The sequence below is a fragment of the Mycobacterium persicum genome (assembly GCF_002086915.1).
Classification (GTDB): Bacteria; Actinomycetota; Actinomycetes; order Mycobacteriales; family Mycobacteriaceae; genus Mycobacterium; species Mycobacterium persicum.
In genome coordinates this window covers 3,543,436-3,557,039 of record NZ_MWQA01000001.1, presented here as the reverse complement: position 1 = coordinate 3,557,039, position 13,604 = coordinate 3,543,436, and the positions used below count along the sequence as shown (strand labels likewise).

Below are 13,604 nucleotides of genomic sequence, written 5' to 3'. Positions count from 1 at the left end.
CGGCGTAGTTCGTCAGCCGAGCCCGGCGTCGGCAAGCAGCCCCGACAGTCCGTGTTCGCGGCAGCGCGCGACGACCGCGGGTGCCAGGGCCTCGGCGTCGTCGATTTTCCCTGTCGCCCTGAGGGTTTCAACTAGCAGCAGCTGCGCACCCAATGCCGCCCAGGGCCGTCGCGCACCGTCGATTCCGGCCAGCAGCTCGGCGGCACGCCGGCATGCCTGCTCCTGATCGTCTGCCGAGCCGCTCGCCGACAACAGCCGAATAGCGGAGTCCTCGTCGAGTTCGGCGATGATCGTGGCGATGCCGTCGCCCCGGGGCGGCTGATGAATGGTGCGGGGCGCTCGCAACCGGGCCGCGACCTCCTGTGGGATCGGGATACCCAGCCGGATTCGCTCGTTGTTGACAGCCGCCGCCAGCCGCGGCAGCCGCAGCCGCTCCGCCGCCGCCATCCCATCGGTGAGGCGATCGACCGCGGCCCCCCGATCCCGTTGCAGTGCCTTGACTCTTGCACCGGTCACGTATCTGGCGATCATGATGTCGACTCCGGCACCCTCGGACTCCAGCTGGTAGCCCTCGTCCAGCAGACGGGCGGCCTCGGCTAATTCGCCGGTCTGGTAGAGCAATTCGCCGAGAAGGGCGCTGGCGAGCCGTGCCGCGTAGGAGTGCGGTCCCGCCGTCGCGCCCAGCTCGTAGGCCTCCCGGAAATTCCTCAGGGCGCCTTGAATGTCGAGGGTGTACCTGGCCGCGATGCCGCCGAAGCACTGTGCGTACACACCCGCGAAGGGGCCCATCATCTCCTGGTAGGGCTGCGCCCACGCGAGCAGCCGATTAGCGGCGTCGAACTCGAAACGGTGGACCGCGGCGAACGCTGCCAGGCTTCCCGCCACGCCGCCCACCCGCGGATGGAAGCTGTCCGGCCGTGCCAGTGCCTCGGCAACCAGATGATCGATGGCGTCCACCCTATCGGCGAAGACCTCGCCGACTGCGCGCAGCACGTCGGCCTCCACCCGCAGATCTGCCCGCGCCACATCGGTGAGGTCTGCGCGCTCCAGGGCCGTCTCGAATGACTTCAGCGCCGCGGCGGCGGGCGCCAACCGTTGCAGCAGAACGTTGGTCCACGCCAGGGTCAGCTGTAGCCGCGCTCTCGAAACCACTAGTCGCGGCGGCAGTTTCTTGACGATTTCCAGCAGCGTCGTCATCTTCGATTGCTCGAGCAGGTTCGTCTCGTCCTGCTCGACCAGGTCGACCGCCCGCGCGGTGTCGCCGGAGGCCAGCGCGTGGTCGACGGCTTCGTTGAGGTGGTCGTGTTCGGCGAACCAGTCCGCAGCCACGCGATGAAGTTGGTCTACCCGGTCGGGGTGATCACATTCGAGCCGGTGGCGCAGGAATTCGGCGAACAAGTGATGGTAGCGAAACCAGTTCGGGTCCTTGTCGATTCGCTGCAGGAACAGGCCGCGCTGCTCGATGTCCTCCAGCATGGCCTGCCCGCGCGGCACCTCCGCGAGCGCGGACGCCAGCCCACCACAGATGCGCCCGGTGATCGATGTCGCCAGCAAGAAGTCGAGCAGCTCCGGTTCCAGGCTGTCCAGCACGTTCTCGGCGAGGAAATCGCCAATCATCTCGCTCGCACCGGACATCCGGCTCACCAGGCTGCCGGCGTCGGCGCCGCCGCGCAGCGACAACGCCGCCAATTGCAGCGCGGCGACCCATCCGTCGGTCGAGGCGGTCAGTGCCCGCACGTCGCCATCCGGCAGCCGCAGGCCATCGACATCGTTGAGCAGCGATCGCGCCTCCTCGACGTCGAAACGCAAAGCATCACAGTCGATTTCGACGAGTTCGTCGCGTATCCGCATTTTGCTCACCGGCAGCCCGGCACGTGACCAGCCGGTGACGATGACTTGCAGATGATGGCAGCCGCGCTCGAGCAGAAAACCGAGCGCGCCGATCGTCTGGGTATCCGACACCCGGTGCCAGTCGTCGATGACCACCACCAGCCGGTCGTCATTCCGGTGCATCTCGTCGATGAGCGCGGTCAGCACATATCGGGCGGCGTCGTCGCCGTGATCGTCGAGCACCTGCCCCAGCGACGCGGCAAGCGCCGGGCGAACCTGCCGGATCGACTCGAGCAGGTGCGCCAGAAACCACACCACGTTGTTGTCGTCGTCGTCGATGGTCAGCCAGCCCACGCCGACCGGGTCCCGCGAAAGCTCCTGGCGCCACTGGGCCGCCAGCGTGCTCTTGCCGAAACCGGAGGGCGCGTGGATGAGGACCAGCCGTCGCCGACCGCCCGCCCGCAACACGTCGAGCAGCCGGTTACGGACAACCAGCGATCGGGTCGGAACCGGCGGTCGGTACTTCGTCGTCGGCGTCGGCGGTGTCGGCGTGGCTCCGGTGTCCCGCCGCACCGCCGAGGGAGCCACCAGCGACGTCCGGCGCTCCACGCCCAGGTCGACCGGCAGGGCCATCTCGTCGACGGCGACGCCGCTGGCGCGCTGAACTTCGCGCAGCTCGTCGCCGAACGCCGCCGCACCCGGCGGGCGCGCCGCGGGATCGCGCGCCATCGCCCGTTCGATGACCGCGGCCACGTCAGCCGGCAGTCCGCGCTCCCGCAGATCCGGTACCGGCTGCGACGTGATGCGCAGGAACTGAGCGACGACCTTCTCACCGCTGCGGCGCTCGAACGCGGCGTGCCCGGTCAGCGCGCAAAACAGAGTAGCGCCAAGGGAATACAAATCCGATGCCGGTGTGGGCGCCTTGCCTTCGAGCACTTCGGGCGCGGTGAACGCCGGCGAGCCGGTGATGATCCCGGTGGCGGTCTGGAAGCCGCCGGACATCCTGGCGATGCCGAAGTCGGTCAGCTCCGGTTCGCCGTACTCGGTCAGCAGGATGTTCGCCGGCTTGACGTCACGGTGCAGGATGCCGGCACGATGGGCGGCCTCGAGCGCACCCGCGAGCTTCACGCCGATGCGCAGCGTCTCAACCCAATCCAGCGGCCCGTGTTTACGGATCAGCGATTCCAGCGAATTCTTGGCGTGGTAGGGCATCACGATGAACGGCCGGCCGCTCACCGTGGTGCCGACCTGCAGGATGGTCACGATGTTCGGATGGCCGGACAGCTTGCCCATGGCATGCTGCTCACGCAGGAAGCGCTCGAGGTTCTCCGGGTCCAGGTCGGTGGTCAGCACCTTGACCGCGACCGTGCGGTCCAGCAGCGGCTGAGCGCACCGGTATACGACGCCGAAACCTCCGCGCCCGATCTCGCCGACCTCGTCGAATCCCGCCTCGCGAAGTTCCGCGGGGATGTCGGGAACCAGACCCCGCTGCGTCGGGTGCGAATCGACGTCGACCATCGCCGGTCACTATCCTCCCCAGGGAGCTGTTGAGCTCCGCTGACATTGACACCCTAGCGCCGATTGCGGTCAGCGAAAACGCGCTGCGGGGCCCGCCACGTACTTGATACGGCAATCCGTGCGCCAGTGCCTGCCGGGGCCGGGCCCGACTGGCTCGGCCGAGTGATGCCGTTTACTGGCAACCGCTCCCCGGTCGCGCTGCCCGAAGTCGAGGCAGACGCCCCACGCGACCGCGGCGGCTGCGGACCGATGATCAGTGCAGCGCGGCCGCCGTGGCCGTAACCACTGCATAAGAGGTAAGCGGTGAACACGATCTCGAGACTTTCGGAATTTCAGGTGACGACGTCGACGACGACGTCAGTTGGGTTGGTGACGATGTCGTACACGGCGGATCGCTTCTGTGACTGGGCGACCAGCGCCCTGATCTCGTCGGCGGTGGCGTCAGCGTCGATCCGGTAGGTCACCTTGATACCGCTGAAACCATTGCGGACGGTGGGATCGGCCCCGAGGATACCGAGAATGTCTTCCCCGGCCTCGACGGTCGCGCGCACCGAGCGTAACTGAATCCCACGCCGCTGGGCGATCGATGCGATGCCGGCGGTCAGGCAGCCGGCGAGCGCTACCAGTACGTATTCGACTGGGGCGGCGCCGTTGTCATGGCCAGCAAACGCCACCGGATGATCGATGTCGTAGGTGAACGGCGTCTTGTGGTGCTGTACCTCCCCCAAGCCATACAACGTGTCGATGGTGGCTCGACTGTGGGTTCCGTTGACCCAGTGGTGATTTGCGCGCCACTCGAATTGGGCCAATTCCGGTTCCGCGACCAATGTGGTGCGGGCGCCGAGCAGGGCATCGACGTTGACGCCGTTGTCGACGGAAGTGTTCGTGGTGGTCATGGCTTTCCTTTCTGTGCTCCAACCGGTTTGATCTTGAGGTTGGCCTTTTCTCATGATTTGCAACGACTCCCGCCTGCAATTCCGCCGCGGATGAGAGTCGGTGCCGCTCGGTCATGCATATGATGGTGCTGGCGCCGATAATGTGCGCGCATGAGGGATCTGCCCCAAGTTCTGCAGAGCTGCAAGGTGTTTGGAAGACTGCCTAGCCAGGAAAGCGCCGACCGACGCTACAGTGTGCCGTCCAACTGTCCAAGCCGGTCCGTCAGGCGCAGGTTCTCGGAGTAGTCGACGGGGCAGGAGATCAGCGAGACACCGTCGTCGGCGAGCGCGGCCTTGAGTGTCGGCAGCAATTCCTCGGCGCTGGTGACGCGATACCCCTTGGCGCCAAAGCTTTGCGCGTAGCTCACCACATCAGGGTTTCCGAACTTGACGTAATAGTGTTCGCCGAGTTCGAGGTCCATCTTCCACTCGATGAGCCCGTAACCGCCGTCCTCCCAGATCAGCACCACCAGCGGTATCCGCTCCCGGACGGCGGTCTCGATTTCCTGCGAGTTCATCAGAAACGCGCCGTCGCCGACGACGGCCAGCACCTTGGCCTCCGGCCGGGCCAGCCGGACACCGATGGCTCCCGGAAGGGCAAAACCCATGGTGGACAGGCCATTTGATATCAGGCAGGTGTTGCGCCGGTAGGTCGGGTACAGCCGGGCCATCCACATCTTGGTGGCCCCGGTGTCGACCAGTACCACGTCGTTGCGCCCGAGCGCCGCTCGGGTGTCGGCAACCACCCGTTGCGGCGCCAGGGGAAAACGCGAATCCTGTTGTCCCCGAGCGAATTCCTCTTCGAGCAAGCCCGAACCGGGTACGTCGGTGCCGCAGTCGAAGCGGTGCCCGGACAGCGCGTCCGTCAACGCATCCAGGGACGCGCTGATGTCGCCGATGATCCCGACGTCGACCGGATAGTGCGCGTCGACTTCGGCCGGGAAGCGGTGGATGTGAATGATCTTCTTGTCGGCGCCCGGATTGATCTGAACGGGGTCGAATTCCTGCAGCTCGTAACCGACGGCGATCACCACGTCGGCGTCGTCGAACCCGAAGTTGACGTAGTCGTGCCGCATGAACCCCATGGTGCCGATGCTGTTGGGGTGGTCGTCGGGCATCACGCCCTTGCCGTGGAAGGTGTTGGCCACCGGCACGCCGAGCCCGTCAGAGAAGCGGACCAGCGCCGCGGTCGCGTCGCCCCGGGCGGCGCCGTGCCCGGCCAGCACGACGGGCCGGCGCGCCGCGCGCAGGATCTCGACGGCGCGGGCCACCTGACCGGCCGCCGGCGCTTCGGCGCGCACCACATTGCGCGGTAGCGGGGCCAGGCCGCAATAGTCGGCTGCGTCGGTATCCAGATGCTCGGGCACCGCTAGGTACACCGCCGCCGGGCGTTCGGTCTCGGCGACCTTGAACGCCTTGCGGAACATCTCCGGTATGGCGCGCGCGGTGGGGACGCCGGCGGCCCAGCGGGTGATCGGGGCGAACATCGACACCAGGTCGACGTACTGGTGCGACTCCTTGAACTGCCGGTCGTGGCCCACCTGCGCGGAGATCGCGACCATCGGGGTGCTGTTGGTGGTCGCGTCGGCGACACCGAGTTGCATGTTGATCGCGCCCGGGCCCAGCGTCGTCGACACCACCGCCGCCCGGCCCGTGACCCGGCCGTACATCTCGGCCATGAACGCCGCCGCCTGCTCGTGCCGGGTCAGCACATAGCGGATGTCCGATGCGGCCAACGCCTGTACGAAACGGATGTTCTCCTCGCCCGGTATCCCGAAGACGACGGAAACCCCCTCGCTTTCCAGGCACTTCACCATGAGCTGGGCAGCGGTAGTCACACTGGCCACCATAGTGGCAGGCTGGGCGGGGAACCTTCCGCTAGACCACCAGCAGAGGATGTCACCGTGCCCATCGCCACGATCAACCCCGCCACCGGAGAGACCGTCAAGACCTTCACACCGGCGACCCGCGAAGAAGTCGACGCCGCGATCGCGCGCGCCTATGAGCGGTTCACCGACTACCGCCACACCAGCTACGCGCAGCGCGCCCAATGGGCCAACGCCACCGCCGACCTGCTCGAGGCCGAGGCCGACCAGACCGCGGCGGTGATGACGCTCGAGATGGGCAAGACACTGGCCTCGGCGAAGGCCGAGGTGCTTAAGTGCGCCAAGGGATTTCGCTACTACGCGGAGAACACCGAAGCACTGCTCGCCGACGAGCCGATCGACGCGGCGAAGGTCGGGGCCGCCAGGGCCTACACCCGCTACCAGCCGCTGGGGGTGGTGCTGGCCGTGATGCCGTGGAACTTCCCGCTGTGGCAGGCGGTCCGGTTCGCCGCGCCCGCCCTGATGGCCGGCAACGTGGGTCTGTTGAAGCACGCGTCGAACGTGCCGCAGTGCGCGTTGTATCTCGCCGACGTCATCGCCCGGGGCGGATTCCCCGACGGCTGCTTCCAGACGTTGCTGGTCCCGTCCAGCGCGGTGGAACACATCCTGCGGGATTCGCGGGTGGCCGCGGCCACGTTGACCGGCAGCGAACCCGCGGGCCAGTCGGTGGGCGCGATCGCCGGCGACGAGATCAAACCGACCGTGCTCGAGCTCGGCGGCAGCGACCCGTTCATCGTGATGCCGTCGGCCGACCTGGACGAGGCGGTCAAGACGGCCGTCACCGCCCGGGTGCAGAACAACGGCCAATCCTGCATCGCCGCAAAGCGGTTCATCGCGCACGCCGACATCTACGACGCCTTCGTCGACAAGTTCGTCGAGCGGATGTCCGCTTTGCGGGTCGGTGACCCGACCGACCCGGACACCGACGTGGGTCCGCTGGCCACCGAGTCGGGCCGCGACGAGATCGCCAAACAGGTCGACGACGCCGCGGCGGCCGGCGCGGTGATCCGCTGCGGCGGTAAGTCCCCGGACCGACCGGGCTGGTTCTATCCCCCGACGGTGATCACCGACATCACCAAGGACATGGCGCTCTACACCGAGGAGGTCTTCGGGCCCGTCGCCTCGGTGTACCGGGCCACCGACATCGACGAGGCGATCGAGATCGCCAACGCCACGACGTTCGGGCTGGGGTCCAACGCCTGGACCCGAGACGAGGCCGAGCAACAGCGCTTCGTCGACGAGATCGAGGCCGGGCAGGTCTTCATCAACGGCATGACGGTGTCCTACCCGGAATTGCCGTTCGGCGGGATCAAGCGGTCCGGCTACGGTCGGGAACTTTCCGGCCACGGGATCCGCGAGTTCTGCAACGCCAAAGCCGTCTGGGTCGGCTGACCTTCCGCTGGGCGAGCAGCCGCAGAATCGCATCAGCACCGCGATATTTGTGCGATTCTGCGGCTGCTCGCGGGCGGCTCGCGGGCTGCTCGCGGGCGGCTCGCGGGGGCTAGGCCGAAGCTGCGGCCAGGGCCCGCTGGTCCTCCTCGGCGAAGGTGTCCTCGAGCTGCACCGGCGTGTAGTCGAGGTCGATTTCGCCGACCGGGCGGCCGCGGGCGCTGCTGATCGTCCCGAAGCGCCGCATGCCCTTGTCGCTGGAGTAGGTCATGAACTCCTCCACCGACAGGTTGAAGGGCATCGGGTCGCCATAGAGGGCGAAGCCGTCTTGGGTGAGTTGCAATGCCAACGGGATGAGCTCGTTCATCCGCTCCTCGAACACCGTCCAGTTGGCATCGTTCGCGGCGACGTGGCGACGGCAGGTGAAGGTGCCCCACGCCATGTGGCGGCGCTCGTCGTCGCTGATGTGCCGTACCAGCCGCTGCATGCCGGGAAGGATGCCGCGCTCCACACAGATCTTGTGTCAGGCGTAGTAACCGGTGAGCGCGAGCATGCCCTCGACGATGTGGTTATAGGTCACCGATGCCCGGACCTGGGCGGCCGGCGACGGATCGGTGGACAACGCGCTCAGGCATTCCGGCAGCTCGTCGTAGAAGATCTGGCGGTAGGACGGCAGGTCCTCGAGATAGCCATGCAGGTCCCCGGTGACGCCGACGGAGTCCAGCCACATGCGAAACACCTGGGTGTGCTTGGCCTCCTCGAACGCGAACTGGGTCAGATACATCTCGTCGGCGAGGCGCCCGTCGGCCCGCATAGCGGCCATGAACGGCTGAATGTCCTCGGTCACCGCTTCCTCACCGGCGACGAACTGGGCGCACAGCCGGATGGCATAGTCACGTTCGGTGGCGGTCAGCCGATCCCAGTCCTCGCGCTCGCGGGAGAAGTCGATATCGGCCGGATCCCAGAATTTGGCGTTGCCGCCGGCGAACAACTTCAACGGCAGGCTGTTCCAGTTGAGGCCGCCGGCGGCCAGCGAGCCTGATCCTGTCCGTGTCATGTGACCTCCTGAATGTCCGAGGCGTGTTCCGGGCAGAGTTTTGGGGAGAAGGCCGCCGCCAGCACGGCGACCAGCCGGCGCACGGCCAGCGCCGGCTGCTCGGGCGTGGGTTCGTCGAGCCCCAGCACCGGGTCCAGGCCGCGCATGTAGGGCGCCAGCGCCAAGTGCGGAAAAATCAGCAGCAGCAGGGACAACAACACGTCGATGTCGGCATCGGCGCGCAGGTCACCACGGTTGTGCGCATCGCGCACCAACGGCCGCAGCACTTCCAGGTAATGACGATGGATGACGCTGCGCACGCTGATGCGGGCGTCGGTGTCGACCTCCAGCGTCGCCGCGGCATGAAGGGCACGTTCGTGGGGATGCTCGGCGTAGTAGGCGACCCAGCCGTCGAGCAGGTCGGTGAGAAATTCGAAGAACGGCCGGCTGGGATCGAGCTCGCGGATGAGGTTCTCCATGTGGGTGCGCACCCGCTGGCTGCCGATGTCGGCGATGAACGCGTAGAGGTCCCGCTTGTCGGCAAAGTACTGGAACAGGCTTCCCTTGGCGACCCGCGCGCGCCGTGCGATGACGTTCAGGCTGCCGTTGGAAAATCCGTGCGCCCCGAACTCGTCCTCGGCGGCCTCGACGATGGCCGCCCGGCGAGCCGGGTCGACGCGCGCCCATGTCACCGTCGGCATACGCCTCCTCGCATCGATGACCACTGGTCATTCTAGTGTGAGGTGCGTCATAGTCAAGCGCGCCGAGTCCGGCTCAGCACGACCCGCCGTCTCAGCGGGATGTGGGCAAGCGCCTGGCCCCCAGCGACGCGTCCGCTACTCAGGGGCGCATCTCGTACGCGCCGTTGAGCGGTAGCACGTGTTCCTTCCAAATCCGGTCGTAGCGCGCCGGGTCATGGACGGGACGGCGGATCATCCGCATGGCGAACCGCGCCTGCTCGTCCGTGGTGGCCGCTTTGTCGTTGAGCTCAACGGCATAGCTGTTGAAGTCGCGGACCAGCAAGCCGAAGATCTCGTCGATCAGCGCCTCGTCCACACCCGATAGCGGGGCCTCCTCCAGGATGAGCTGGCCGTAGGGCACCGTCGCAAAAAGCTGTCCCACCCCGAATGCGAAGTCGATGTCCTTTTGCTGGACGGCATCCGGGGTGGCCGACGCCAGCATCTCGGCGAGCACGTCGACCTGCTCGCGCAGCAGCGCGACATTGGGTAGATGGGCATAGCTGTCGAAGGACGCCCGCCAATTGTGGAAGCGCACCTTGCCCAGGCCGCCGGTCGGGCCCTGGTTGAACAGGAAGGTGTCGTCGGCGGCGTCATCGCGGCGCGAGATCAGCGGCAGCGCGGCGTCGGGAGCGAACAGGTAGTTGGGCATGAACTTGGCGAGCAGCCCGATGTTGATGTGGACGGTGCCCTCCAGCCGCGGCAGCAACCCGATTTCGCGGGCCACGGTCTCGAAGAACGTGTCCTTCTCCACGCCCTTGGCCGCGATGACGTCCCACAGGGCGATGATGACGCGCTCGCCTTCGCTGGTGACTTTGGCCTTGGTCAGCGGGCTGTACAGCAGGTAGCGACGATCGTCCGCCGAGGCGCTGCGCATGTAATCGCTGGCCCGGGTGGCCACCAGGCGCATCGCGACCAGCCGCGCGTAGGCGTCGGTCAGCAGCCGGCGCACGTGACTGAAGTCGGTGACGACGGTGCCGTACAGGTGGCGGTTGGCGGCATGGGTGATCGCCTCGTACATGGCGTGGGTGCACATGCCGACGGCACCCCAGCCCAGGTTGTACTTGCACACGTTGACGGTGTTGAGCGCGGCGTGGAAGGCGCCCATCCCGCGGTGCAGCAGGTCGGCCTCGGTGACCGGATAATCACGCAGCGCGTAGTTCGCCACGTAGTTCTGCGAGTTGACCACATTCTTCTTGCACTCGTACCGGTCGTGCTGCGAGTCGGCGGCGAAGAAGACGTATTCGTCCGGGTTACCCGAGGACCCCGCGATCTTGCCGAAGGTGGAGACCATCCGGGCGACGTTGGCGTTGCCGATGTAGTACTTCTCGCCGTTGGCGACCCAGCCGTGTTCTGACGGCGTCAGGATCATGTCGGTCTGGTAGACGTCGGCGCCGTGGGACTGCTCCGACAACCCGAAGGCGAACACCTCGCCCTGTTCCAGCTGGGCGGCGGCCTTGCGCTTGGCGTCCTCGTTGTCGCTCATCCAGATCGGGCCCAGGCCCAGCGCCGTCACCTGGAACGGGTACCAGTAGCTCAGCCCGTAGAAACCGACGATCTCGGCGAACTCGCTGATCCGGTAGGTGTCCCAGCGACAGTCCTCAGCGCCGTATTCGGACGGGGTCAGCAGCGAAGCGAAGATCCGTTCCCGCCCGATGTGGTCCAGAAAGTCGGAGTACCACACCCGCTCGCGCTCGTCGTGCTTGAGGCGCGCCTTCCCCCGGGACTCGAAGAAGTCCACGGTGGCCTGCATGATCTCCGCCGAACGCTGGTCGGGATATTTGCGTTGCAGGCGGTTGGGGTTGAGCAGCATGAGGGTGGCTCCCGGGCGATTCGAATGTGTTCGGAAATGGACGGGGGTAGACGGTACTGCAATACCAACGTCGTTGGTGCAGGTGCCGGCAAATAGGCACTGTCGGCTGACCGGCGCGGCGACTTAGCATCAGCTACGTGTCAGAACTCAATACCGCCCGCGGGCCGATCGATACCGCTGATCTCGGCGTCACGCTCATGCACGAGCACGTGTTCATCATGACCACCGAAGTCGCCCAGAACTATCCCGAAGCCTGGGGCGACGAGGACCGGCGGGTGGCAGATGCGGTCGCCCGGCTCAACGAGTTGAAGTCGCGCGGGGTGGACACCATCGTCGACCTGACGGTGATCGGCCTGGGCCGCTATGTTCCGCGCATCGCCCGGGTGGCCGCGCAGACCGAGCTGAACATCGTCGTCGCCACCGGCCTGTACACCTACAACGACGTGCCGTTCTGTTTCCACTATCTCGGGCCGGGCACGCAGCTCGACGGCCCGGAGACCATGACCGACCTGTTCGTCCGCGACATCGAGCAGGGTATCGCCGACACCGGTATCAAGGCCGGCATTCTCAAATGCGCCACCGATGAACCCGGCATCACCCCCGGAGTCGAGCGGGTGTTGCGCGCCGTCGCGCAGGCGCACAAGCGCACCGGGGTGCCGATTTCCACCCACACCCACGCCGGGTTGCGCCGCGGGCTGGAGCAGCAGCGCATCTTCGAAGAGGAGGGCGTCGACCTGAGCCGGGTGGTCATCGGACACTCCGGCGACAGCACCGACGTCGGCTACCTGGAAGAGCTCATCGCCGCCGGCTCCTACCTGGGGATGGACCGGTTCGGCCTCGACGTCATCCTGCCGTTCGAGGAGCGGGTGGCCATCGTGGCGCAGATGTGCGAGCGCGGGCACGCCGACAAGATGGTGCTCTCGCATGACGCGACCTGCTACTTCGACGCGCTGCCGGAAGCGCTGCTGCCGGTCGCCGCGCCCAACTGGCATTACCTGCACATCCACAACGACGTGATCCCCGCGCTGAAGCAGCGCGGCGTCACCGACGAGCAGCTGCACACCATGCTCGTCGACAATCCGCGCCGCATTTTCGAGCGGCAGGGCGGCTACGACTAGCGCTACGACTAGCCCTACGACTGGCCCTACGGCGCGATCGCGTCCGCTTCCCGGTCGACGTCCTGCGGCCCGATGTGCTTGGCACGTTTCTCCCAGCGGCGCAACGCTTCCCGACACGGCGACTCGACCAGCGCGTAGCTCACCGCCGCGATGGCGAAACCGAAGACCAGCGTCAACACCAGCACCGCCGGCAGCTGGCCGGTGAACGGAAAGATGCCGAGCACCGGAAAAACCATGTCCAGGGCGGCCAGGTGCCAGATGAACAAGCCATAGGACCAGCGCCCCAGCGTGACCATGGCAGTACTGCCGAGCAGCCGGTGCGACGTGTCGGGCCGGTCCAGCACCAGGGGCGCGACCAACGTCAACGCCACCAGCGCGCCCATTGCGGTCTTGACCGCGAATTGGGTCGACGTGCCCTGGACCAAGCCCGCCGGACCCGCCAGTGGTGACGCCGCCACCAGATAGGACAGCACCGCCACCACGGCCATGGATATTCGGCGGCGCGCCAGCCAGTGCGGCAACCCGACCGGGCTGTGGACCCACTCGGCCAGCAGCATTCCCGCGGCGAACCACGAGAAGAACGCCGGTGGCCAGTTCAGCGGGTTGAGCCCGGAATCAGTGTGCACCGGCAGCCACGCCCAGGACCAACTGACCACCCCGAGCGCGCCGATCGCCGGCACCCGCGCGCCGACCGGTATCCGGCGGGCCAACAAGGCGAGCACGGGTAGCGCCAGGTAGAAGGCGACCTCGACGGACAAGCTCCACATTTGCGTCAGGCCGCCGGTCAGGGTGAGCGGCACATAGATCTGGGTGAGCGTCAGGTTGGCCAGCCACACCGTCGGGCTGGCGTGATCGGCGTCGGGCAGCAGGGACAGGATCACGACCACGGCCACCACGTAGGCCGGCATGATGCGGACCGCCCGCGATCGCAGATAGTGACCCGTACGCGGGCGTGGTCCGGCGTCTCGCGCCGCGGCCGCGTGGCCGCGCCACAGCAGGAATCCCGACAGCCCGAAAAACACCGCCACGGCCAGATCGAACCGGCCGAACAGCCGGCCGGCGACACCACTCGAATGCCCGGTCTGGAACGCGGCATGGGTGACGACCACGCCCATGGCCGCGCACGCGCGCATACCCTCGACGGCGGGCAGGAAGCTGCGCGACCCGCCCACCTGCTGGCTATCGGTCACCACCACAGTGTGCCCGTGTGCCGAGGCGGGAATGGGGTACACCGGGTACACCGGCGAAGTGGGGACAGGCACGCAGTCCGGGGCAATGCGTTCTGCTGTTAGGGTCAAACGGGTTTTGCCTCGCTGCATGGTCAGGTCGGAGCGGATCGCAA

8 protein-coding genes and 1 pseudogene are annotated in these 13,604 nt (G+C 66.9%); 2 read left to right on the top strand and 7 right to left on the bottom strand.

Features of this window, described 5'->3' with window-relative positions; all coding sequences use genetic code 11:
* Positions 1 to 12: 12 nt before the first annotated feature.
* The 3 genes from B4U45_RS16250 to B4U45_RS16240 form a co-directional block, all read right to left on the bottom strand.
* A complete protein-coding gene (locus B4U45_RS16250) occupies positions 13 to 3,348 on the bottom strand; it encodes a serine/threonine-protein kinase (RefSeq protein ID WP_075546664.1) in 3,336 nt (1,111 codons plus the stop codon).
* A gap of 332 nt (positions 3,349 to 3,680) precedes the next feature.
* A complete protein-coding gene (locus B4U45_RS16245; RefSeq protein WP_075546663.1) occupies positions 3,681 to 4,244 on the bottom strand; it encodes an OsmC family protein in 564 nt (187 codons plus the stop codon).
* 227 nt (positions 4,245 to 4,471) lie between these two features.
* The gene (locus B4U45_RS16240) at positions 4,472 to 6,133 is read right to left on the bottom strand and encodes an acetolactate synthase large subunit (RefSeq protein ID WP_259641719.1); all 1,662 of its coding nucleotides are present in this window, start codon (positions 6,131 to 6,133) and stop codon (positions 4,472 to 4,474) included.
* 54 nt (positions 6,134 to 6,187) lie between these two features.
* On the opposite strand from B4U45_RS16240, the gene B4U45_RS16235 reads away from it, so the two are divergent.
* Positions 6,188 to 7,561: an NADP-dependent succinic semialdehyde dehydrogenase gene (locus B4U45_RS16235; protein ID WP_075546662.1), complete on the top strand. Its 1,374-nt coding sequence runs from the start codon at positions 6,188 to 6,190 to the stop codon at positions 7,559 to 7,561.
* 109 nt (positions 7,562 to 7,670) lie between these two features.
* Here the strand turns inward: B4U45_RS16235 and B4U45_RS16230 are convergent.
* From B4U45_RS16230 to B4U45_RS16220, 3 genes and pseudogenes are all read right to left on the bottom strand, one after another.
* A pseudogene (locus B4U45_RS16230) lies at positions 7,671 to 8,615 on the bottom strand (R2-like ligand-binding oxidase).
* The gene (locus B4U45_RS16225; RefSeq protein WP_075546661.1) at positions 8,612 to 9,295 is read right to left on the bottom strand and encodes a TetR/AcrR family transcriptional regulator; all 684 of its coding nucleotides are present in this window, start codon (positions 9,293 to 9,295) and stop codon (positions 8,612 to 8,614) included. Before B4U45_RS16225 ends, B4U45_RS16230 begins: the two are co-directional and overlap by 4 nt.
* A 139-nt stretch (positions 9,296 to 9,434) precedes the next feature.
* Complete coding sequence (locus tag B4U45_RS16220; protein ID WP_075546660.1) at positions 9,435 to 11,144, bottom strand: acyl-CoA dehydrogenase family protein; 1,710 nt, start codon at positions 11,142 to 11,144, stop codon at positions 9,435 to 9,437.
* Positions 11,145 to 11,281: 137 nt separating this feature from the next.
* Here B4U45_RS16220 and B4U45_RS16215 point away from each other — a divergent pair, with 137 nt between their 5' ends.
* A complete protein-coding gene (locus B4U45_RS16215; protein WP_075546659.1) occupies positions 11,282 to 12,262 on the top strand; it encodes a phosphotriesterase family protein in 981 nt (326 codons plus the stop codon).
* 26 nt (positions 12,263 to 12,288) lie between these two features.
* Here the strand turns inward: B4U45_RS16215 and B4U45_RS16210 are convergent, their stop codons facing one another.
* Complete coding sequence (locus B4U45_RS16210) at positions 12,289 to 13,458, bottom strand: acyltransferase family protein (RefSeq protein ID WP_075546697.1); 1,170 nt, start codon at positions 13,456 to 13,458, stop codon at positions 12,289 to 12,291.
* Positions 13,459 to 13,604 lie beyond the last annotated feature (146 nt).

Bases quoted from the DNA above. Each gene is read 5' to 3' on its own strand.
- B4U45_RS16250 (WP_075546664.1), bottom strand. From the start codon at position 3,348: ATGGTCGACGTCGATTCGCACCCGACGCAGCGGGGTCTGGTTCCCGAC.
- B4U45_RS16245 (WP_075546663.1), bottom strand. From the start codon at position 4,244: ATGACCACCACGAACACTTCCGTCGACAACGGCGTCAACGTCGATGCC.
- B4U45_RS16240 (WP_259641719.1), bottom strand. From the start codon at position 6,133: ATGGTGGCCAGTGTGACTACCGCTGCCCAGCTCATGGTGAAGTGCCTG.
- B4U45_RS16225 (WP_075546661.1), bottom strand. From the start codon at position 9,295: ATGCCGACGGTGACATGGGCGCGCGTCGACCCGGCTCGCCGGGCGGCC.
- B4U45_RS16220 (WP_075546660.1), bottom strand. From the start codon at position 11,144: ATGCTGCTCAACCCCAACCGCCTGCAACGCAAATATCCCGACCAGCGT.